This is a genomic window from Ruegeria sp. BF10 (assembly GCF_056538725.1).
The window spans coordinates 653504-672592 of the sequence record NZ_JBQFTR010000001.1 but is presented as its reverse complement, the minus strand read 5'-3'; the positions used below and the strand labels follow the sequence as shown (position 1 = coordinate 672592).

At 59.9% G+C, this 19089-nt stretch carries 19 protein-coding genes; 8 read left to right on the top strand and 11 right to left on the bottom strand.

Features of this window, described 5'->3' with window-relative positions; genetic code table 11:
- Positions 1–8 precede the first annotated feature (8 nt).
- Entirely contained in the window at positions 9–446 is a 438-nt protein-coding gene (locus ACR0DJ_RS03420) for a DMT family transporter (protein ID WP_170343675.1), read from the top strand.
- On the opposite strand, the gene ACR0DJ_RS03415 is transcribed toward ACR0DJ_RS03420, so the two are convergent.
- Together ACR0DJ_RS03415 and ACR0DJ_RS03410 are read right to left on the bottom strand one after the other, a co-directional pair.
- Positions 430–1116 carry an ABC transporter ATP-binding protein gene (locus ACR0DJ_RS03415; RefSeq protein WP_257599112.1) on the bottom strand — a complete coding sequence of 229 codons (687 nt, stop codon included), beginning with the start codon at positions 1114–1116 and terminating at the stop codon, positions 430–432. The two genes, ACR0DJ_RS03420 and ACR0DJ_RS03415, sit on opposite strands and share 17 nt — an antisense overlap.
- A complete protein-coding gene (locus ACR0DJ_RS03410; RefSeq protein ID WP_480683884.1) occupies positions 1109–2404 on the bottom strand; it encodes a lipoprotein-releasing ABC transporter permease subunit in 1296 nt (431 codons plus the stop codon). Before ACR0DJ_RS03410 ends, ACR0DJ_RS03415 begins: the two co-directional genes overlap by 8 nt.
- 356 nt (positions 2405–2760) lie before the next feature.
- Here ACR0DJ_RS03410 and ACR0DJ_RS03405 point away from each other — a divergent pair, with 356 nt between their 5' ends.
- Positions 2761–3120 carry a hypothetical protein gene (locus ACR0DJ_RS03405; protein WP_480683882.1) on the top strand — a complete coding sequence of 120 codons (360 nt, stop codon included), beginning with the start codon at positions 2761–2763 and terminating at the stop codon, positions 3118–3120.
- Between the two features lie 116 nt (positions 3121–3236).
- Here the strand turns inward: ACR0DJ_RS03405 and proS are convergent, their stop codons facing one another.
- Complete coding sequence (gene proS / locus ACR0DJ_RS03400; protein ID WP_152458706.1) at positions 3237–4577, bottom strand: proline--tRNA ligase; 1341 nt, start codon at positions 4575–4577, stop codon at positions 3237–3239.
- Positions 4578–4745: 168 nt separating this feature from the next.
- On the opposite strand from proS, the gene ACR0DJ_RS03395 reads away from it, so the two are divergent.
- From ACR0DJ_RS03395 to ACR0DJ_RS03375, 5 genes are all read left to right on the top strand, one after another.
- Positions 4746–6110: an FAD-dependent oxidoreductase gene (locus ACR0DJ_RS03395; protein WP_480683880.1), complete on the top strand. Its 1365-nt coding sequence runs from the start codon at positions 4746–4748 to the stop codon at positions 6108–6110.
- Positions 6110–7084 (top strand): isopenicillin N synthase family dioxygenase, encoded by a 975-nt coding sequence (locus tag ACR0DJ_RS03390; RefSeq protein ID WP_480683879.1) that lies wholly within the window; start codon positions 6110–6112, stop codon positions 7082–7084. Before ACR0DJ_RS03395 ends, ACR0DJ_RS03390 begins: the two co-directional genes overlap by 1 nt.
- A gap of 89 nt (positions 7085–7173) precedes the next feature.
- On the top strand, positions 7174–8247 hold the full coding sequence (locus tag ACR0DJ_RS03385; protein ID WP_480683878.1) for an AI-2E family transporter: 1074 nt from the start codon (positions 7174–7176) through the stop codon (positions 8245–8247).
- Positions 8248–8937 carry a P-loop NTPase family protein gene (locus ACR0DJ_RS03380; RefSeq protein ID WP_425078632.1) on the top strand — a complete coding sequence of 230 codons (690 nt, stop codon included), beginning with the start codon at positions 8248–8250 and terminating at the stop codon, positions 8935–8937.
- Positions 8938–8986: 49 nt separating this feature from the next.
- Positions 8987–10531 (top strand): Ppx/GppA family phosphatase, encoded by a 1545-nt coding sequence (locus ACR0DJ_RS03375; protein WP_480683876.1) that lies wholly within the window; start codon positions 8987–8989, stop codon positions 10529–10531.
- A 12-nt stretch (positions 10532–10543) separates the two neighbouring features.
- Here the strand turns inward: ACR0DJ_RS03375 and ACR0DJ_RS03370 are convergent, their stop codons facing one another.
- The 6 genes from ACR0DJ_RS03370 to scpA all read right to left on the bottom strand — a co-directional run bounded on the left by ACR0DJ_RS03370 (position 10544) and on the right by scpA (position 16007).
- The gene (locus ACR0DJ_RS03370) at positions 10544–10918 is read right to left on the bottom strand and encodes a hypothetical protein (RefSeq protein WP_425078634.1); all 375 of its coding nucleotides are present in this window, start codon (positions 10916–10918) and stop codon (positions 10544–10546) included.
- Positions 10919–10955: 37 nt separating this feature from the next.
- Complete coding sequence (locus ACR0DJ_RS03365) at positions 10956–11957, bottom strand: endonuclease/exonuclease/phosphatase family protein (RefSeq protein WP_480683875.1); 1002 nt, start codon at positions 11955–11957, stop codon at positions 10956–10958.
- Positions 11958–11961: 4 nt separating this feature from the next.
- The gene (locus ACR0DJ_RS03360) at positions 11962–12642 is read right to left on the bottom strand and encodes a TerB family tellurite resistance protein (RefSeq protein WP_480683874.1); all 681 of its coding nucleotides are present in this window, start codon (positions 12640–12642) and stop codon (positions 11962–11964) included.
- A 45-nt stretch (positions 12643–12687) separates the two neighbouring features.
- Positions 12688–13176, bottom strand: a complete 489-nt coding sequence (locus tag ACR0DJ_RS03355) for an N-acetyltransferase family protein (RefSeq protein WP_480683873.1) — start codon at positions 13174–13176, stop codon at positions 12688–12690.
- Positions 13173–13775 (bottom strand): VOC family protein, encoded by a 603-nt coding sequence (locus tag ACR0DJ_RS03350; protein WP_170343661.1) that lies wholly within the window; start codon positions 13773–13775, stop codon positions 13173–13175. Before ACR0DJ_RS03350 ends, ACR0DJ_RS03355 begins: the two co-directional genes overlap by 4 nt.
- Positions 13776–13880: 105 nt before the next feature.
- Complete coding sequence (gene scpA / locus ACR0DJ_RS03345; RefSeq protein WP_257599119.1) at positions 13881–16007, bottom strand: methylmalonyl-CoA mutase; 2127 nt, start codon at positions 16005–16007, stop codon at positions 13881–13883.
- Positions 16008–16175: 168 nt separating this feature from the next.
- On the opposite strand from scpA, the gene ACR0DJ_RS03340 reads away from it, so the two are divergent.
- Positions 16176–16622: a DUF4174 domain-containing protein gene (locus ACR0DJ_RS03340; RefSeq protein ID WP_170343659.1), complete on the top strand. Its 447-nt coding sequence runs from the start codon at positions 16176–16178 to the stop codon at positions 16620–16622.
- A gap of 76 nt (positions 16623–16698) precedes the next feature.
- On the opposite strand, the gene ACR0DJ_RS03335 is transcribed toward ACR0DJ_RS03340, so the two are convergent.
- A complete protein-coding gene (locus ACR0DJ_RS03335; RefSeq protein ID WP_257599120.1) occupies positions 16699–18747 on the bottom strand; it encodes an acetyl-CoA carboxylase biotin carboxylase subunit in 2049 nt (682 codons plus the stop codon).
- A gap of 116 nt (positions 18748–18863) precedes the next feature.
- Positions 18864–19067, bottom strand: coding sequence for a hypothetical protein (locus ACR0DJ_RS03330; RefSeq protein WP_170343657.1), 204 nt, complete (start codon positions 19065–19067; stop codon positions 18864–18866).
- Between the last annotated feature and the right edge of the window lie 22 nt (positions 19068–19089).

Sequence of the window (19089 nt, the reverse complement as noted above, 5' to 3'; positions counted from 1 at the left end):
TTCGGGCAATGACACAATACGCCGCCATCATGCTGGCCGCCGGATTTGGAATTCCGATCCTGGCCGCGCTTAACGCGGCGCTGGGCAAAGTCATCGGGTCGCCAACAGCGGCAGCTGTTGTGCTGTTTGCCATCGCCTTCGTCGCCTCGGCGTTGGTCATGGCGCTGTTTCCCGGATTTGCGGCCTTGTCCAAGATTGCCAATGCGCCGAAACACCTGTTGCTTGCAGGTGTCCTGATTGCTTTCTATGTCCTGTCGATCACCCATGTCGCACCGCATTTCGGGGTGGGCAATGCCGTGTTCTTTGTGCTGCTCGGGCAATTGATCAGCGCTGCGGCCATCGACCATTTCGGCCTGTTCGGCGCACAGGTCGAACCGCTTACGCTCATGCGGATGGGCGGGATCGCCGTCATGGCCATTGGTGTTGCGATCACTCAACTGGCCTGAGCACCCCGCCCTCAAGCCGAACCATCCGGTCCATGCGCGCCGCTAGGTCAAGATTGTGCGTTGCGATCAACGCCGACAACCCTTCGTCCCGCACCAGCTTCATCAATGTATCAAAAACCTGATCCGAGGTTTCGGGGTCCAGATTGCCCGTCGGTTCATCCGCCAACAAAACACGGGGCGCATTGGCCAAGGCCCGGCAGAATGCCACCCGTTGTTGTTCCCCGCCAGAGAGCGCTGCGGGGCGGTGGCTGGCGCGTGCGGCGACGCCGACACGGTCCAGCAGGTCCAGCGCCCGGGCCTGTGCGGCCTTGTCCGACACACCATTGGCCAGTTGCGGCAGGGTGATGTTTTCCAATGCCGTGAATTCCGGCAGCAAATGGTGGAATTGATAAACGAACCCGACATCCTGCCGACGCAGTGCGGTTCTGGTCCGGTCGCCCTTGCCCGATACATTCTGCCCGCCGATTTCGACGGTTCCTTCGTCGGGCATGTCCAGCAGACCGGCGATATGCAGAAGCGTTGATTTACCTGCCCCAGAGGGCGCAACCATGGCTACGGCCTCACCCGCGCGCAGATCCAGATCAACTCCGCGCAAGACCTGCACTTCGCCCGGCTTGCCTTTCAGATAGGTCTTGGTCAGACCCTTCAGACGCAATGTGACATCATTCATAGCGCAACGCCTCGACCGGGTTCAGCCGCGCCGCTCGACGGGCAGGAAAATAGGTGACGACAAAGGACAGGCCAAGCGACAGGCCGATGGCCTTGAGCACATCGCTCAGGTGCAGCTCGGCGGGTAAAGCATAGATGCCCCGGATCGACGGATCCCAGACGCCACCGCCCATCACGTAATTCACGAACGAAAAGATCGGATCGATATAGATCGCAAAAAGGCACCCCAGGATGACTCCCAAAGCCGTTCCGATCAGGCCGGTAAAAGCGCCGCAGATGAAAAACACACGCAGCACCGACCCTTCGCTCAGACCGATGGTGCGCAGGATGCCGATATCGCGGCCCTTGTTCTTGACCAGCATGATCAGGCCCGAGACGATATTCATCGCGGCGATCAGAACGAGGATCGAGAGGATGATGAACATCACGTTGTCTTCGACTTCCAATGCCCGCAGGAACCCACCGGATGCATCCTGCCAGGTCCAGATCTGGCTGCGCTCGCCCGATGCTTCGAGAATGGAAATCAGGATCGGGCCCAGTTCCTCGGGCTTTTCCACCATCACTTCGATCTCATCCGCCACACCTTCGCGATTGAAAAAACTCTGCGCCTGCGAAAACGGCATGTAGACACGCGTTCGGTCGATGTCATAGCGCCCCGCCGAGAACACATAGACAACGCGATAGGCATTTACGCGGGGCGACGTACCGAAGGCGGTTTTTACCCCGTTGGGCGAGGTCAACTTGACGACGTCCCCCACGGTGGCGCCTATGCTGCGCGCCACGCCTGACCCAATTGCAATGACATCCTGACCCGTCTGAAATTCTGACAAGTCCCCCACAGCCTGCTCTGCCTGGGCAATACCCGGCAGATCAACCAGATCGTCGGGTCGCATTCCAAACACTTCAACGCCGCTGCTGCGGTCGCGGTTGGTGATCAGCACCTGCCCCTTCACCAAAGGAGCCGCGCGTTGAACACCGGGCACTTGTGCGATACGGGCCGCGCGCTCTTCGTAGTCGGCGATCGTGCGATCCACCCGCCCCTGGGCATCGATCTCGCCTGACGAATAGACCGTCACATGCGCGTTTGCGCCCAGAATGGTGCCGACGAATTCGGAACGGAAGCCGGACCGGACCGACAATGTCGCGATCAGGGCAAACACTGCCAGTGTGATCCCGATCAGGGAAATCCAGGTCATCACACTGACGCCACCCTCGACCCTGCGGGCCCGCAGATAACGCCATGCGATTTTCCATTCAAAAGGGGCAAAGGGCGGGGGTGTCTTGGCCATACCTGCTCCGGGGTGTTCTTGTTCGCGGGGACAGTTTCGGCATTTCACCCGATGGTCAAGCCGGTTGTCCCTCTGACCCGACTCCTCAGCCTGAATGAGCCGAATCAACTCGGTGCGCAACTGGAACGATTGAGCCAATCGGATGACTTCGGAAGCTGGCGTTACACCATGAGTTGTGAAGCGCATCACAGACAAACTGATATTGTTTCATGTATGAAGTTAATCATCGCGCTTTGTGAACTCCTGAATCGAAAAAGCAACAATAGGCGCGAAATTTTATTACTCTTTTTGATTATTTTCAGAAACTTTGTCACCCTACTTGTGGGGGAACACATTTAAGGAGCGGGGGTCGCTCAATGAATTTTCAAATCTCAACCAACGGTGCGGGGGTAATTCCGTCCCGCCAAGCATCAACAGAACTGGATTGTGAAACAGCGGCGCTGCTGCGTGCGGCCATTCGGCCAATCTTTGCCAGCGCGGCAAGCTGGGGCAATCTGACGGATATTCTGAAAGACAAAGGGTACCGTCTGGTTTTCCGGCAAGGGCGTCTGTGTGTCACGGATCGAACCACCGACGCGCGGGTTTGCGGGTTGCGGTTTCTGGGCCTTGAGTTTCGCGAACTGGTCAACCGGCTGGGTCGTCCGATCGTGGTGGCACGGGGCGACGGGGCCAATGGGGACATCCTGGCAACGCGCCCGACGGCAGACCAAGACTGACGTCTCAACCAATCGAATTGGTCAGATCACATCTGGTGGCCAATGCAATCGCATGGCCACCCTGGTGAAACGGATCCGCGTTGCGTGACACCAAAACCCGTCACCGGTGACGGTGCTCAAGCAATCTGCTGGTAGATTTCAGCAACTTTGGTAACGGCCGCCTCGGGGCTCAGTTCCTCGCTTTCGCCGGTCCGGCGGCAGGTCAGTTCAACAACGCCATTCTTCAGACCGCGCGGGCCGACCGTGATCCGCCAGGGCAGACCAATCAGGTCCATGGTCGCAAACTTGCCCCCTGCCCGTTCATTGCGGTCATCATAAAGCGGCTCCAGCCCCAAGGCCGTCAGAGCGTTATAGATTTTGTCGCAGGCGGCATCCGCTTCTTCATCACCCTGCTTCAGGTTCACGATGCCGCAATGGAACGGGGTCACGCCCTCGGGCCAGATGATGCCTTTGTCGTCATGGCTGGCTTCGATGATCGCGCCGACCAGACGGCTGACACCGATCCCGTGGCTGCCCATATGCACCGGAACCGGTTTTCCATCCGGGCCCTGCACGGTCGCACCCAGCGGCTCGGAATACTTCGTGCCGAAGTAGAAGATCTGCCCAACTTCGATACCACGCGCCACGCGGCGGCGTTCTTCGGGGATCTGATTGAACAGCGCCTCGTCATGCGTTTCATCCGTGCGCGCGTATTTCGAGGTGAACTCTTCCAAGATCGCCTGACATTGTTCGCGGCTGTCATAGTCAATCTCACGATCACCAAAGGTCAGGTCGGTAACGGCGCTGTCATAGAAGACCTCGGATTCACCGGTATCGGCCAGCACCAGGAATTCATGCGTATCATCGCCGCCGATGGGCCCGGAATCCGCGCGCATCGGGATCGCCTGAAGGCCCATACGCTCGTAGGTACGCAGATAGCTGACAAGATGGCGGTTATAGGCGTGCAGCGCGTCTTCCTTGGTGAGGTCGAAGTTGTAGCCGTCCTTCATATAGAACTCGCGGCCCCGCATCACGCCGAAACGCGGGCGGATTTCGTCGCGGAATTTCCACTGGATCTGATAGAGGGTCAGCGGCAGGTCTTTGTAGCTGTTCACGTGGCCACGGAAGATATCGGTCACCAGTTCTTCTGCCGTGGGCGTGAACAGCATGTCCCGGTCATGCCGGTCCTTCATCCGCAGCATCTCCTGACCATAATCGTCATAGCGGCCGGATTCGCGCCACAAATCCGCCGACTGGATGATGGGCATCTGAATCGCGATGTGACCGGCCCGCGCCTGTTCTTCGTGGACGATATTTTCCAACTTGCGCAGCACTTTGAAGCCCAGCGGCAGCCAGGAATAAATCCCGGCAGAGGCCTGCTTGATCATCCCGGCACGCAGCATCAGCCGATGGCTGACGATCTGGGCCTCGGACGGGTTTTCCTTGAGAACGGGCAGAAAGTAACGGCTGAGGCGCATGGGTTAACCTTCAAAGGTAAATTTCGACTTCAAAGGTGATTATGTCAAACCACCGCCGGGGGCAATCGGGCATTGGTGTTTTTGCGACTTCGCGTCAGTCGGTTTTTTGATTGACCCTGCAATCGGGAATTCCAATTGTGGCGCTAACTCAAAACCCATGAGGCCTTGATGCAGACCATTCAGGAACCCGCCCGCAGCATTCCCGTTGTCCACTCTACAGACGTGCTGGTCGTCGGGTCCGGTCCTGCAGGTTTGGCCGCAGCACTGGCCGCAGCGCGGACAGGTGTGGACGTCTCGCTGGTTGACCGGTTCGGGTGCATGGGCGGCAACATCACCGCCGTCGGCGTCGAAGGATTCGCGTGGTACCGGCACGAGCAAACCGTCGAGGCCGGCGGCATCGGGATGGAATTCGAAACCCGCGCCAAAGAGATGGGCGCGGCGGTGCCCGAAAGCCAGTCGCTCAGTTATGAACTGGACAGCGAAGGGTTCAAGCTGGTGGCGGACAAGCTGGTCGAAGAGGCGGGTGTTCACCCGATGCTGCACCGGCAATTCGTCGCCCCCGTCATGGAAGGGGACCGGATCATCGGCATCATCACCGAATCCAAGGCCGGGCGCGAGGCGATACTGGCCAAGGTGGTAATCGATGCAACTGGCGACGCCGATGTGGCCCATCGCGCGGGGGCCCCGACGCATAAAACGCCACGGGAGGACATGATGGCCGCCTCTGTCATGTTCCACCTGGCCGGAGTGGACAAGCGCGCCTTTATCGAGGGCGTCAAGGCCGACCCGCAGACCTACAAGGACTGGGGCGGCGGCGGTGAGTGGAACATCGAAACCAGCGGCAAAGAGGACGACATGTTCTCGCCCTTCGTGCACAAGCCCTTCCAGCAGGCCATCGATCAGGGGCTGATCCCGCCGCATCTGAACACCATCGCCGGCACCTGGGGCGCGATGCATGACACGGGCGAACTGACCTACATGAACCTCATTCACCTGGCCGGGATCGACGGGACCGACCCCGACAGCCTGACGCGCGGTGAAATCGAAGGTCGGCGCCAGTCAATGTTGGCCATCGAAGCCCTGCGCCGGTTCATGCCCGGCTGCGCGAACGCTCGGCTGCGGAATTTCGGTATGACCATCGGCATTCGCGACACCCGCAAAATCGATGCGGTATACAACATGACCGAAAACGACGCCCGCCATCAGGGCCGGTTCGAGGATACGATCGGCATCTACCCCGAATTCATCGACGGGTATGGCATCCTGATCCTGCCGACCACGGGGCGGTACATGCAGGTCCCGTACCGCTCGATGCTGCCCAGGGGCGTCAAGGGCCTGCTGGTCGCGGGGCGGTCACACGGTGCCGACCGGGTAGCCCATGCCGCCACGCGCAACATGGCCTGCTGCGCCGTCATGGGTCAGGGCGCGGGCGTTGCAGCCGCGATGTCGCTGAAAAGCAATCAGGACCTGGATCAATTGAACCTGGCACCTGTTCACACGGAACTAGAGCGTCAGGGGGTCAGGATTCACTGATGGACAGAATTCCGACAATAGACATCTCGCCGCTGTCCGATCCTGGCAGCGCAGCCTTTGATGCAACGGTACAAAGCATTATTGAGGCCTGCACGGGGATCGGGTTTCTGTCCATCACCGGAACAGGTGTGTCCCAGCAGACGGTGGATCAGGTCCGTCAGACCACACGAGAGATCTTTGCCATCAATGAAGCCCGCAAATGGGATCAGGCCATCACACGCGAGAATTATCGCGGTTATATCCCGATGGGTTTTTTCACACCCAACGATGGATCCGGCAAAGCCGACAAATACGAGGGTTACAAGCTGCACCACGAGGTTGCCGCCACCGACCCCGTGCGCGCCGAGTGTGCCCTGTACGGCCCGAACCTGTGGCCCGCTGAAGTCCCCGAGGCAAAAGAGGTCATCCTGGATTATTGGCGTCAATTGGATCAGGTCACTGATGTGTTGTTGGGCGCCTTGGAATCCGGCCTAGGCTTGACCTCTGGCATTTTGCGCGACGCGTTCCGAAACCCGATGACCAATATGACATTGCTGCACTATCCCCCGCAGGCTGCGGATGAAGCGGGTTATGGCATCCATCCGCACAAGGATACGGACGCACTGACCATCATCGCGCCCGATCCGGTGGGCGGGCTCGAGGTGCAGACCCGCAGCGGCAAGTGGATTTCACCTGACTGCCCACTCGGCGGTTTTGTGGTGAATATCGGCGACATGCTGGAGCTGTGGTCAGGCGGGCGGTTGAAGTCCACGCCACACCGGGTGGTGAACAGATCGGGCAAGGAACGGTACTCGTTCCCCTATTTCGCCGTACCCCGCCATGACGTCATTGTTGAGCCATTGTTGCCCGCCCTGCCCGGCTTTGACCGCCCAGCGGTTCATTGTGGTCACTGGTCGGCGGAAATCTGGCGCACCAACTGGCCCGATGAAACCGCAGAAGAAGACACCCCGGAACTGGGGACCTTGTACGATTGATACCGGCAAAGCCCTTCCCAATGAAGCGCTTGCATCATGGGCTTTGATGCGCCAAGAACGCCTGCAAGGGCCTGAACAAGGGGATTGCCATGGCTTTGCCGGTAAAGGATCAGCTGAGATACTGGGGCATCGCCGCTGCGGTTTTTGTTTTGATCCTCTGGGCCTTGGGGGATGTCCTGCTGCCCTTCGTCATTGGCGGAGCAATTGCGTATTTTCTTGATCCCGTTGCGGATCGACTGGAGCGGTTGGGCCTGTCGCGCGTCGCAGCCACAGCCATCATCACCGTCATCGGCGTTCTGGGATTTATGTTGGCGGTCCTGATGGTCGTACCTGCCCTGATTACCCAGCTGCTGGATCTGATCGACGTTCTGCCCGATCTGTTCAAGCAATTGCGCGGGTTCATTGAAAAACAGTTCCCGTCGCTGCTGGACCGGGAATCAAACACTCATCAGATGCTGGTGTCCTTCGGCGACATGCTGAAATCCAAGACCGGGGATGTCCTGCAAACGGTTCTCGCGTCGCTTGGATCTGCGATCAACATCGTCGTCTTGCTGGTGATCGTACCCGTCGTGGCTGTTTACCTGCTGCTGGACTGGGATCGCATGATCGCTCGCATCGGAGAACTCCTGCCGCGTGACCATGCCCCCACCATCAGGCGGCTGGCCGGTGAGATTGACACCGTGCTGGCCTCTTTCGTGCGCGGGATGGGAACGGTCTGCCTGATCCTTGGCACCTATTATGCGGTTGCCCTGATGCTGGCCGGTCTGCAATTTGGCCTGATCGTGGGTTTCATTGCCGGATTGGTCACGTTCATCCCTTACCTGGGCGCCCTGATCGGTGGTTCGCTGGCGATCGGGCTGGCGCTGTTTCAGTTCTGGGGTGATTGGGCGCATATCGGGCTGATCGCGGGCATCTTTGCCATCGGACAGGTCACCGAGGGGAATTTCCTGACACCCAAGCTGGTGGGCAACTCTGTCGGGCTGCACCCGGTCTGGCTGCTGCTGGCCCTGTCTGTCTTTGGGGCTTTGTTCGGCTTTGTCGGTATGCTGATCGCCGTGCCCGTGGCCGCCGCATTGGGCGTGCTGGCCCGATTTGCCACATCGCTGTACCTGGACAGCCGACTTTATACCGGTCTTGAAGGTCAGGATCAGGAAACCGAGTAAATGCCCCGACAACTCAGCTTTGATCTGCCCGCCAAGACTGCGCTCGGGCGTGAGGATTTCTTTGTGTCGCCTGCCAATGCTTTGGCTGTGGCGATGATCTCGGCCACATCCTGGCCGGGAAACAAGCTTGTTCTGACTGGCCCGGCTGGCGCAGGTAAAACCCATCTGGCGCATGTCTGGGCCGCGGAAACCGGCGGACGCATCATTCAGGCCGCCGACTTGCGGTATGACGACGTCCCGGATCTGGCAAGCAGGCCAATTGCCGTCGAAGACGTGCCCATGATCGCCGACGATGCCGAACAGCAGAAAACGCTGTTTCACCTGCACAATCTGGTTCTGGCCGAAGGGCACGCCTTGTTGATGACAGGTCGGCTGGCCCCGAAATTCTGGGAATTGCCGCTGGCGGACCTGCAAAGCCGGGTCGAAGGTGCCCATCACGTGGCGCTGGACCCGCCCGACGATGCATTGCTGGGCGCGGTTCTGGCCAAACTGTTCGTAGATCGGCAGTTGAACCCCGGTCCCGAGGTAATCGCCTATCTCGTCAAACACATGGATCGGCGATTTGAAACTGCGGCCGACGTGGTGGCGCAACTGGATCAATTGGCCCTTATGGAAAAGCGCGATATCACCCGTTCCCTGGCCGTGCGGGTTCTGAACATGAGCCCGGATGAGATCGAGACGGGTGATTGACCCGCACCCGCCAATTTCGCATCCTCACACAGCATTACCTGGAAGACACATGGATCAGACCGCTGCAACCGACATCCCTGACTGGGGACCTTTCGGAAAGCCACTATTCGACGAGCCCGGAACCCGGGCTTTGTCGCGTGTCGGCGTTGTCGATGTCGGATCCAACTCGGTCCGGATGGTCATCTTTGACGGTGCGGCCCGATCACCGGCCTATTTCTACAATGAAAAGGTCATGTGCGAATTGGGCGCGGGCCTGTCCGAGACCGGGCGGCTGAATCCGCGTGGGCGCGAACGCGCGCTGGCGGCGCTGCGACGGTTTCAGAATCTGGCGGTTGATCTGGAATTGCCGGGTCTGCATGTCGTGGCCACGGCTGCTGTGCGCGAGGCAAAGGACGGACCGGATTTCTGCGATCAGGTGAAGGCGGAAACCGGGCTGCACGTGGAAGTCATCACCGGGGAAGAAGAAGCCCGTTTTTCAGCTCAGGGTGTGCTGCTGGGATGGCCCGGCGCCTATGGCCTGATCTGCGACATCGGCGGGTCTTCGATGGAGCTGGCCGAGATCGGGGACGGTCAGGTGGGCCGCCGCCTGACCTCGGCGCTCGGGCCACTGAAACTGCGCGATATCAAGGGCGGACGGCGTGCACGCAAGGCTCATATCAAAAGTACCATGGAAAAGCTGCGCGATGAGATGGGTCCGCAGCGGGATCGTCTGTTTCTGGTTGGCGGCAGCTGGCGGGCCTTTGCCCGGCTGGACATGCTGCGGCGCGGCTATCCGCTGAACGTGCTGCATGAATACCGGATGACGACAAAACAGGTTCGTGAAACGATCAAGTTCATTGAAAAGAGCGATCATGAAAAACTGCGCAGCCAGGCCGGTGTATCCAGCTCGCGCATGTCGCTCATCCCTTACGCAATGGACGTTCTGGCCCGGCTGATCCGAACGTTCAAACCCAAGGACATCGCCATTTCCAGCTACGGGATCCGTGAAGGATTGCTGTATGAACAGATGTCGCAGGAGTTGCGCGACCGGGACCCGTTGATCGAAGCAAGCCTTTTTGCCGAATCCAAGGATGCCCGCCTGCCCGGATTTGGCCGAAACCTCTATGATTTCGTGATGCCGCTGTTCAAATCAGCGCCCCCCAGCAGCGTTCGGCTGATCAAGGCTGCGTGCCTGCTGCACGATGTCAGCTGGCGTGCTCATCCCGATTACCGGGCCGAAGTCTGTTTCGACAATGTCACCCGCGCCAATCTGGGCGGTTTGAAGCATTCGGAACGTGTCTTTATCGGGCTGGCCTTGCAGCACCGGTATCGCAACAAACGCGAGGGCAACCGCTTTGCGCCCCTGTATGATCTGCTGGACGAAAAAGGCCAAAAAGACGCCGAGATTCTGGGCAAGGCCATGCGCTTTGGCGCGATGCTGTGGATGCATAATGACGCCAATATGGGTCGCCTGAAATTCTATCCCAAAAAGCGCGAGCTGGAGCTGTACCTGCCCGAAGCAGCGGCCCCCCTGTTCAGCGAAGTTGCCGAAGCGCGCCTGGATTCTCTGGCAAACGCCCTGAAATCCGAAACGCGCGTGATCATCAGGGGCTGACCATCGATCCGATCAGATATCAGTTGCGCCTTCGGGCAACGCTTCATCTTCGTTTTCAGGCTCTGGCGGTCCCTCGGCCTGTTTCCTGCGGATGATGATGTCACCATTGGGCAAGATCTCGGGCGCTTCATAAGCGCTCCAGTCCTTGATCTCGGCCCCCAGCTCGGCCAGTGCCGGGCCCATTTCCCGCAAGAACGACTGCATCGCCGGGCCAAACTCATCCGCGAGGCCCAGCAGCTCATCCAGCGCCGGTTCCATTTCCTTGCGCAGACCTTCGAAGAACAGCTCGGCCCCCTGCTCCATCAGGGATTTGCTGTTGTCCTCCTGCGACATGGCGGGTGCGGCAATGCCAGCCGTGATCATGCTGATCAGCAAAACGTGTTTCATACCTGATATATAGTCCCCCTGCAGCAGGCGTGAAAGGTCACAGGTCGATGTCCAGCGTGACCGGGAAATGATCCGACGCCGTCAACAGCGCCTGTCGCAGGTCCGGTGCGGACCAGCAGAACGCATCGCGAAACGGATGCCAAATACGCCAGGCCGGACGGTAGGCACGCAGATCCTGGGTAATCATTATATAATCCAGAAGAGCCTCGAGAAACCTGCCTTCTTCCGGACGGGCAAAGCGGGCCGTGGAAGGTATCGATCCGGGCCGAAAACCATGAGCCGTCACCGCGTGCGGATCGAACAAACCCGCTTGCAGCAAAATCTCGACCGAAGACCGGCCGAACAGGTGTTCGAACTCATCCAGCCCGGGGCCATCGTTCAGGTCTCCCAGCAAAATGACGGGTTCTTGGTTTGCAACGTGCATCTCGACCCGCCTTGCCAGCCAGACCGCCTGTGCCAATTGCTTGCGGCGGTTGGCAATCGAGATACGGATCGCCTCATCCCGCGACCCAGCCCCATGCGGAGCCTTTGATTTCAAATGAGCTCCGATCAGCCGGACCTCGCGGCCCGATTGCGTGGTCACCGCCAATTCCATCGGTGGTTTGGAAAACCGCACAACATCCTCGGTCGCATCTATATCCAGGTCGATTCTGAACTCGCCATCAAACCGGGGGGCCAAGGGGTCGTCGATGTCACCCCTGGGATCATGGCGCGCGGTAAGAACGGTCCTGTCGTAAAGCAGCGCCAGCTCCTGATGGGTGTCGTTGGCAAACCCCATCACCGCGTCAGAGGTGCGCAGATCAAAAGCCTCGGCAAAGGTTTGCAGGGCCCGCACCGTATTCTGGCGTTTGCCGGTGTTCGGAGCCTCGACGATCAATACCGCGTCTGCGTCAATCGCGGTCAGCACTTTTGCAATCGCCTCGACCTGCTGCGCCTTGGTGACGTCATGCCGCCCGGACCAGGTGTCATCGACAATCAGATTGTCTTTTTGATCAAAAAGATTGGCGAACCATTCGATATTGTAGGTCGCCAGCCGCATCCTGTCAGGCCCGCGCGCCGTTGATCTCATCCCAGGCGCGGTTGATGTCGATCATCTTTTTCTCGGCCAGTCTGATCGCCTCTTCCGGGACACCGCGCGCCATCATGGCGTCCGGGTGCGTTTCGCGGACCAAGTGTCGCCAGACTTTGCGGATATCGGGCAATGGCATGTCCTGCGGCACACCCAGAACCGTGTAAGGATCTTTTGGCGCATCCGGAACAAATCGCGCCCGCAATGCTTTGAATTGAGCGTCGGTCTGCCCGAAGATCTTGCTCACTTCTTCCAAGAACGCGTTCTCATTGGGGTGGTAGAACCCATCGGCCATGGCGATGTGAAACAGCCCTTCCATCAGGTCGCAAAGCGTGGTGCTGTCTTCGGCAAACATCCGGGCGATCTTGCGGGCATAGTCCTGATACCCCGCCACATCCGTGCGGGCCATGTTGAAGACCCGCGCGGCACCTTCCTCGTCTTCACGCGCGATCTGGAACACATCGCGGAATGCCGTAACCTCGTCTCGTGTCACCTGACCGTCTGCCTTGGCCATTTTTGCACCCAGCGCAATCACTGCAATCGTGAAAGCCACCGAACGTTCCGGGGGCGAACGCAGCTTTTCAAAAACTGCGGTCAGGCTTTCGCCTTGGGCCAGCGCACTGAGCGCTTCGGATATGCGGGTCCAGATCGACATGGGCATACACTAGCGTCACAATCCGGGACTGTCAGGTGCGACAGATCACTCAGGCGAAAGAATTTTCTGCATCAGCACAAGATCCAGCCGTTGACCCCATTTGAACCCTACTTCGGGCATGCGACCAACCTGCGAAAAGCCCAGCGCCGCGTGGAACGCCACAGCGCCCGGATTGGCCGAGGAGATGCCTGCGACCAGCACATGCACCCTTTCGGTTTGTGCGACCTGCTCCAGCGCGTGCATCAAAGCACGCCCAACGCCCTTTCCGCGCGCGTCCGGTGACAGCTGGATCGAGTGTTCGCGCGTCTGCGCATATCCGGGCCCCGCACGAAACGGGGCATGGGTGGCAAAACCAACAACTTGCCCATCAAGTTCGGCGACCAGAAATCCGGTGCCCCGCGCCGCGATGTCCTCGGTGATTTGCGTCGTGCTGCGCTCAACGGTCGTGAACGTGATCAGGGACTCGCGAATGATCGCATTGGTGATCCTGGCGATTGCGGGCGCATCAGCCCCCACGGCCCGCCGAATGATCATTCCAGCACCCGGACCCCATGGGGCGTCTCGAATTCAGCCCTGAGCGCGGCCGGGCCGGTGTCGAACACCACATATTCCAATGCACCCAGATGTCTGGCCAGCGTCAATGCATCCGGGTGGTACACAACCAAACGTCGCAGCCGACAGGCGCTGTCTTGCAGCATGTCGGCCGGGTGAAGGTCGCCCTGCCATTCGATAAGTGCGGGAAACAGATTGTCGAACGGCAAGCGCCCGGTTGGCGGAACCGCCATGCGCCATCGTAACGCCCCCCGGGTCAGGTCGATCGGTTGCCCGACACCATCGGGAAACACGGAAAGCGAGGCTTCGATATCGTCGACCCTGCAAATCCAGTTGGTCAGACGCGGGCTGCCCTCGAAGCGGTCCAGATCGAACCATCGCGTTCTGCCCGGAGTTTGCGCCTGCGGGTCGATCGCGATCGCCTCCAGATAGAGACCGTCCCTGAGGCCAAGCAATTTGTTGTATGTCCCGAACGTCTCGTGCTTGCCGCCGGGTTGCAGCGCAACGCCAAGCGCTTGTTCGATATGGGCAGTTGCGTCTTCCAGCGTTTCACCCGCGACGGCCAGATGATCCAGTAACATGCGCCACCTCCTGCAAGTATTACGGCCAGATCCTTGCGGATCTGGCCGTATGTTTTCGCCAAAGAGGCGCAATCGCAAGATGTTTCGAAGAAAACCTGACCTTCGTCAGCCGCGCGCTTCGCGGATCAGGCGCAGGATGTCCTGAGCGGCCTCGGGAATGTTGGTGCCCGGGCCAAAGATGGCCTTGACCCCATGATCATAAAGGAACTGGTAATCCTGCTGCGGGATCACCCCGCCGCAGATCACGATGATGTCCTCGGCCCCGGCCTTTTTCAGCTCTTCCACCAGTTGCGGGGCCAATGTCTTGTGCCCTGCCGCCTGCGAGGAGATGCCGACCACATGCACGTCATTGTCGACCGCGTCCTGCGCGGCCTCGGCCGGTGTCTGGAACAAGGGGCCCACGTCCACGTCGAACCCGATATCGGCAAAGGCGGTTGCAATGACCTTGGCCCCACGGTCATGACCGTCCTGCCCCATCTTGACCACCAGCAGACGGGGGCGACGGCCTTCGGCGTCGGCGAATTCCTCGATAGATTTCTGGATCGCGGCAAAGCCTTCGTCACCCTCATAGGCCGCCCCATAAACGCCGGCCAGGGTTTTCACTTCGGCGCGGTGGCGGCCGAATTCCTTTTCCATTGCCATGCTGATCTCTCCTACGGATGCGCGGGCACGGGCGGCCTCGACCGCAGCGGCCAGCAGGTTTCCGCCCTCTTGGGCAGCCTTGGTCAAAGCGTCCAGCGCCTGTTGGCAAGCGGCCTCGTCACGGGTTGCACGGATGCGTTCCAAACGCGCGACCTGGGCCTCGCGTACGGCCACGTTGTCGACGTCCAGAATGTCGATCGGGTCTTCCTGTTCCTTGCGATACTTGTTGACCCCGACGATCACCTCTTCGCCCCGGTCGATCATGGCCTGGCGGCGCGCGGCGCTTTCCTCGATGCGCAGCTTGGGCATGCCGCTGGCCACGGCCTTGGTCATGCCGCCCATTTCCTCGACCTCTTCCATCAGGGCCCAGGCTTTCTCGATCAGTTCATTGGTCAGGCTTTCGACGTAATAGGACCCCGCCAGCGGATCGACCACATCGGTCACGCCGGTCTCTTCCTGCAACACCAGCTGCGTGTTCCGGGCGATACGCGCCGAAAAGTCGGTGGGCAGCGCGATCGCCTCGTCCAGAGCGTTTGTGTGAAGCGACTGTGTGCCGCCCAAAACCGCGCTCATCGCCTCATAGGCGGTGCGGATCACGTTGTTGTAGGGGTCCTGTTCCTGCAAGCTGACACCTGACGTCTGGCAGTGGGTGCGCAGCATTTTGGACCGTTCGGATTTCGCGCCGAACTCGGTCATGACCCGGTGCCACAGCGTGCGCGCGGCGCGCAGTTTGGCGATCTCCATGAAAAAGTTCATGCCGATGGCAAAGAAGAACGACAGCCGGCCTGCGAACTTGTCCACGTCCATCCCGGCCTGTGTCGCGGCCCGAACGTATTCGCGCCCGTCAGCCAGGGTATAGGCCAGCTCCTGCACCAGGTTCGCGCCGGCCTCTTGCATGTGATAGCCCGAGATCGAGATCGAGTTGAACTTGGGCATCTCGTTCGAGGTATACTCGATGATGTCCGAGATGATCCGCATCGAAGGTTCCGGCGGGTAGATATAGGTGTTGCGCACCATGAATTCCTTCAGAATGTCGTTCTGAATGGTGCCGGACAGGACGGACTTGTCATGACCCTGTTCTTCACCCGCAACAATGAAGTTCGCCAGGATCGGGATCACCGCGCCGTTCATGGTCATCGAGACCGAGACCTTATCGAGCGGGATGCCATCGAACAGGATCTTCATGTCTTCGACACTGTCGATGGCCACGCCAGCCTTACCAACATCACCAACCACGCGGGGATGGTCGCTGTCATAGCCGCGGTGGGTGGCCAGATCGAAGGCGACCGAAACACCCTGCTGGCCCGCCGCCAGGTTGCGGCGATAGAAGGCGTTGGATTCTTCGGCAGTCGAAAAGCCCGCATACTGACGGATCGTCCAGGGACGGCCCGCATACATCGTGGCCTTCACACCGCGTGTAAACGGACCAAAGCCCGGCAGCGAACCCATATGCGGCAAACCGGCGGTGTCTTCCTGCGTATAGAGCGGTTTGACCGCGATGCCCTCCAGCGTCTCTTTGGTCAGGTCGTCCAGCGGACGTCCGCGCAGCTCTTTCTCGGCCAGCGCTTTCCAATCCTTGGTGTCGGTCATTTCGGTTTCCTCTCGTCAATTCGGATGGCGGCAGTCGATAGCTTCCGCATTGAGGTCTTGCGCTTGGCCGTTTCATTCAGGCGCAAGCGCGACATTTTGAGTGTTTGGTACAAATCGTCGGTCGCAATCGGTGGCACAGAGGCTATATTCGAAGGAACAGGAGGCCACATGACACGCACGCTTGCCTTTGTTTTTTCGACACTAATCCCGCTGTCCGTCTGGGCGGCGGATGGCACGGCGACGACGGAAGACAGTTTTGTCCGCCCGGTAGGTGACAGCGAACTCAGCGATTTTCTCTGGGTCAGCCGCCCGATCGTGGTCTTTGCCGACACGCCGGCGGACCCGCGGTTCCAGCAACAGATCGACATGTTGCTCGAAGGTGAAGCCGCAATGCGTGAGCGTGACGTGGTGGTTCTGACCGATACCGATCCATCGGCGCGGTCGCCGATCCGGTCACAGCTGCGCCCGCGTGGGTTCCAGATGGTATTCGTCGACAAGGACGGCGTGGTCAAACTGCGCAAACCTTCTCCGTGGAGCGTGCGCGAGATTGGCCGGTCCATCGACAAGACACCCCTGCGCGAACGCGAAATCCGCGAACGGCGCGAAGGCGGCTGAACGCTTTCGCCAGCCCGAAAGACCCCGGCACGGAATGCCGGAGGCTTTGACTGGTATGGCAAAAGCGCGATCATGATCACTCGAACTCGATGATCACTTCGTCCACGGCGAGGCTGTCGCCGGGGCCTGCATTGATCTTGGCAACGGTGCCCTTCCTCTCGGCGCGCAGGATGTTTTCCATCTTCATCGCCTCGATGGTGCACAGCGCCTGGCCTTCCTGCACCTCTTGCCCCACTTCGACGTCGATCTTCACGACCAGGCCGGGCATCGGGCACAGCAGCATTTTCGAAGTGTCCGGCGGCAGTTTTTCAGGCATCAGACGCGCCAGTTCGGCCTGGCGCGGGGTACGTATCTGCACCTTGAGATCCGCGCCGCGGTTACGGATGCGGAACCCGCCCGAGATCTTGCCCACCTTCATGACCAGCGGCGCGTCATCGACCGTCATGACAGCAAGCTGATCGCCCGGAGTCCAATCACCCGTCACCCGCATTTCCTGACCGTCGTCAAACCTGATCGTGGCCCCATCCTGATCCGCGTCAACCTTGACGGGCCACTGGATCTCGCGCCCGAAGGAGACGACCCAATCGGTGCCGACCTTGCGTTCGTGATTGTCCATCCGGCCCGACACCCGGGTCCGGCGAATTTCAGCGACGCGATGCATGGCCGCGCAGGACGCCGCAATCCGGCGCAGGTCTGCCTCGGCCAGTTCGACGCCCTCGAACCCGTCGGGGTATTCCTCGGCGATGAAGGCCGTGGTCATATCGCCGCTGATGAATTTCGGATGATCCATCACGGCGGACAGGAACGGCAGGTTGTGGCCAATGCCTTCAACCTCGAAACTGTCCAGCGCCACGCGCATCGCCTCGATCGCCTGATCACGGGTCGGAGCCCAGGTACACAGTTTGGCAATCATCGGGTCGTAATACATGCTGATCTCACCGCCTTCATAGACGCCGGTGTCATTTCGAACGGCAACATCGCCTTCGGGCGCATCCCCCTGCCATTTGCCGTTGGCCAGCATCGGTCCGGCTGCCGTCTCCTGAGGCGGGCGATACCGGGTCAGACGGCCAATCGAGGGCAGGAAGCCGCGATACGGATCCTCGGCGTACAGGCGGTTTTCGATCGCCCATCCGGTCAGTGACACGTCGTCCTGCGTGATCGACAGCTTTTCACCCGCTGCCACGCGGATCATCTGTTCGACCAGATCAACACCTGTGATCAGTTCGGTAACAGGGTGTTCCACCTGCAAGCGCGTGTTCATTTCAAGGAAATAGAAGTTCTTTTCACCGTCAACGATGAACTCGACTGTGCCTGCGCTGGAATAGCCCACGGCCTTGGCCAGCGCCACGGCTTGTTCCCCCATGGCCTTGCGCGTCGCTTCGTCCAGAAACGGCGACGGTGCCTCTTCCACGACTTTCTGGTTGCGGCGCTGGATCGAGCATTCGCGCTCGCCCAGGTAGATACCGTTTCCATGACTGTCGCACAGAACCTGAATTTCGATGTGACGCGGTTGGGTCACAAATTTCTCGATGAAGATCCGGTCATCCCCGAACGAGCTTGCTGCTTCGTTCTTTGACGACTGGAAGCCCTCGCGCGCTTCGTCATCATTCCACGCGATCCGCATGCCCTTGCCACCGCCCCCGGCGCTGGCCTTGATCATGACAGGATAGCCGATCTGGTTCGAGATTTTGACCGCCTCTTCCGCGTCTTCGATCAGCCCCATGTATCCGGGAACTGTCGACACGTTTGCTTCCTGAGCGATTTTCTTCGAGGTAATCTTGTCGCCCATCGCCTCGATCGCGCCTTTCGGAGGACCGACAAACGCCACGCCTTCGGCTTCCAGCGCCTCGGCAAACTTGGCGTTTTCGGACAGGAAGCCATAACCGGGATGGACCGCCTGCGCGCCGCTCTGGCGGATGGCGTCCATGACCTTGTCGATCACGATGTAAGACTGGTTTGCAGGTGGCGGGCCGATATGAATGGCTTCGTCCGCCATCGACACATGCAGCGCGTTCTTGTCCGCGTCCGAGAAAATGGCGACGGTGCCGATACCCATCTTGCGGGCGGTCTTGATAACCCGGCAGGCGATCTCGCCCCGGTTGGCGATCAGGATCTTATTGAACATGGAACGTCCTTTGGCTTGGTGTTCTGGAAACGCAAAACGCCGCCGCAGGGAACAATCCCCACGACGGCGTGATCCGCGATGACGGGCGGGACGACATGCGCCCCGCAAAATATGCGTTAGTTACAGGTGTTCTGCGTTTTGCAGTACAGCACGTTGCCCGCCGCGCCGACGGCTGCGCCAAACAACGGGTCCGCGTTGAGGACCGCCGCCCCCACTGCCCCGGCACCTCCGCCGAGGATTGCCTGTTCGCCCGTGGTGTCTCCGCAGGCGGCCAGGCCCGCGCAGGTCGCCGCAGCAAGGATGAAGCGTGAGAATCGCATTGTATCTGCCCTTTTTGGTTTC

Coding starts and splice junctions, on each gene's coding strand:
- ACR0DJ_RS03415 (WP_257599112.1), bottom strand. CDS start 1,116: ATGAATGATGTCACATTGCGTCTGAAGGGTCTGACCAAGACCTATCTG.
- ACR0DJ_RS03370 (WP_425078634.1), bottom strand. CDS start 10,918: ATGAAACACGTTTTGCTGATCAGCATGATCACGGCTGGCATTGCCGCA.
- ACR0DJ_RS03385 (WP_480683878.1), top strand. CDS start 7,174: ATGGCTTTGCCGGTAAAGGATCAGCTGAGATACTGGGGCATCGCCGCT.
- ACR0DJ_RS03335 (WP_257599120.1), bottom strand. CDS start 18,747: ATGTTCAATAAGATCCTGATCGCCAACCGGGGCGAGATCGCCTGCCGG.
- ACR0DJ_RS03340 (WP_170343659.1), top strand. CDS start 16,176: ATGACACGCACGCTTGCCTTTGTTTTTTCGACACTAATCCCGCTGTCC.
- ACR0DJ_RS03405 (WP_480683882.1), top strand. CDS start 2,761: ATGAATTTTCAAATCTCAACCAACGGTGCGGGGGTAATTCCGTCCCGC.
- ACR0DJ_RS03410 (WP_480683884.1), bottom strand. CDS start 2,404: ATGGCCAAGACACCCCCGCCCTTTGCCCCTTTTGAATGGAAAATCGCA.
- ACR0DJ_RS03375 (WP_480683876.1), top strand. CDS start 8,987: ATGGATCAGACCGCTGCAACCGACATCCCTGACTGGGGACCTTTCGGA.
- ACR0DJ_RS03390 (WP_480683879.1), top strand. CDS start 6,110: ATGGACAGAATTCCGACAATAGACATCTCGCCGCTGTCCGATCCTGGC.
- ACR0DJ_RS03330 (WP_170343657.1), bottom strand. CDS start 19,067: ATGCGATTCTCACGCTTCATCCTTGCTGCGGCGACCTGCGCGGGCCTG.
- ACR0DJ_RS03355 (WP_480683873.1), bottom strand. CDS start 13,176: ATGATCATTCGGCGGGCCGTGGGGGCTGATGCGCCCGCAATCGCCAGG.
- ACR0DJ_RS03360 (WP_480683874.1), bottom strand. CDS start 12,642: ATGTCGATCTGGACCCGCATATCCGAAGCGCTCAGTGCGCTGGCCCAA.
- ACR0DJ_RS03380 (WP_425078632.1), top strand. CDS start 8,248: ATGCCCCGACAACTCAGCTTTGATCTGCCCGCCAAGACTGCGCTCGGG.
- proS (WP_152458706.1), bottom strand. CDS start 4,577: ATGCGCCTCAGCCGTTACTTTCTGCCCGTTCTCAAGGAAAACCCGTCC.
- ACR0DJ_RS03395 (WP_480683880.1), top strand. CDS start 4,746: ATGCAGACCATTCAGGAACCCGCCCGCAGCATTCCCGTTGTCCACTCT.
- ACR0DJ_RS03420 (WP_170343675.1), top strand. CDS start 9: ATGACACAATACGCCGCCATCATGCTGGCCGCCGGATTTGGAATTCCG.
- ACR0DJ_RS03365 (WP_480683875.1), bottom strand. CDS start 11,957: ATGCGGCTGGCGACCTACAATATCGAATGGTTCGCCAATCTTTTTGAT.
- scpA (WP_257599119.1), bottom strand. CDS start 16,007: ATGACCGACACCAAGGATTGGAAAGCGCTGGCCGAGAAAGAGCTGCGC.
- ACR0DJ_RS03350 (WP_170343661.1), bottom strand. CDS start 13,775: ATGTTACTGGATCATCTGGCCGTCGCGGGTGAAACGCTGGAAGACGCA.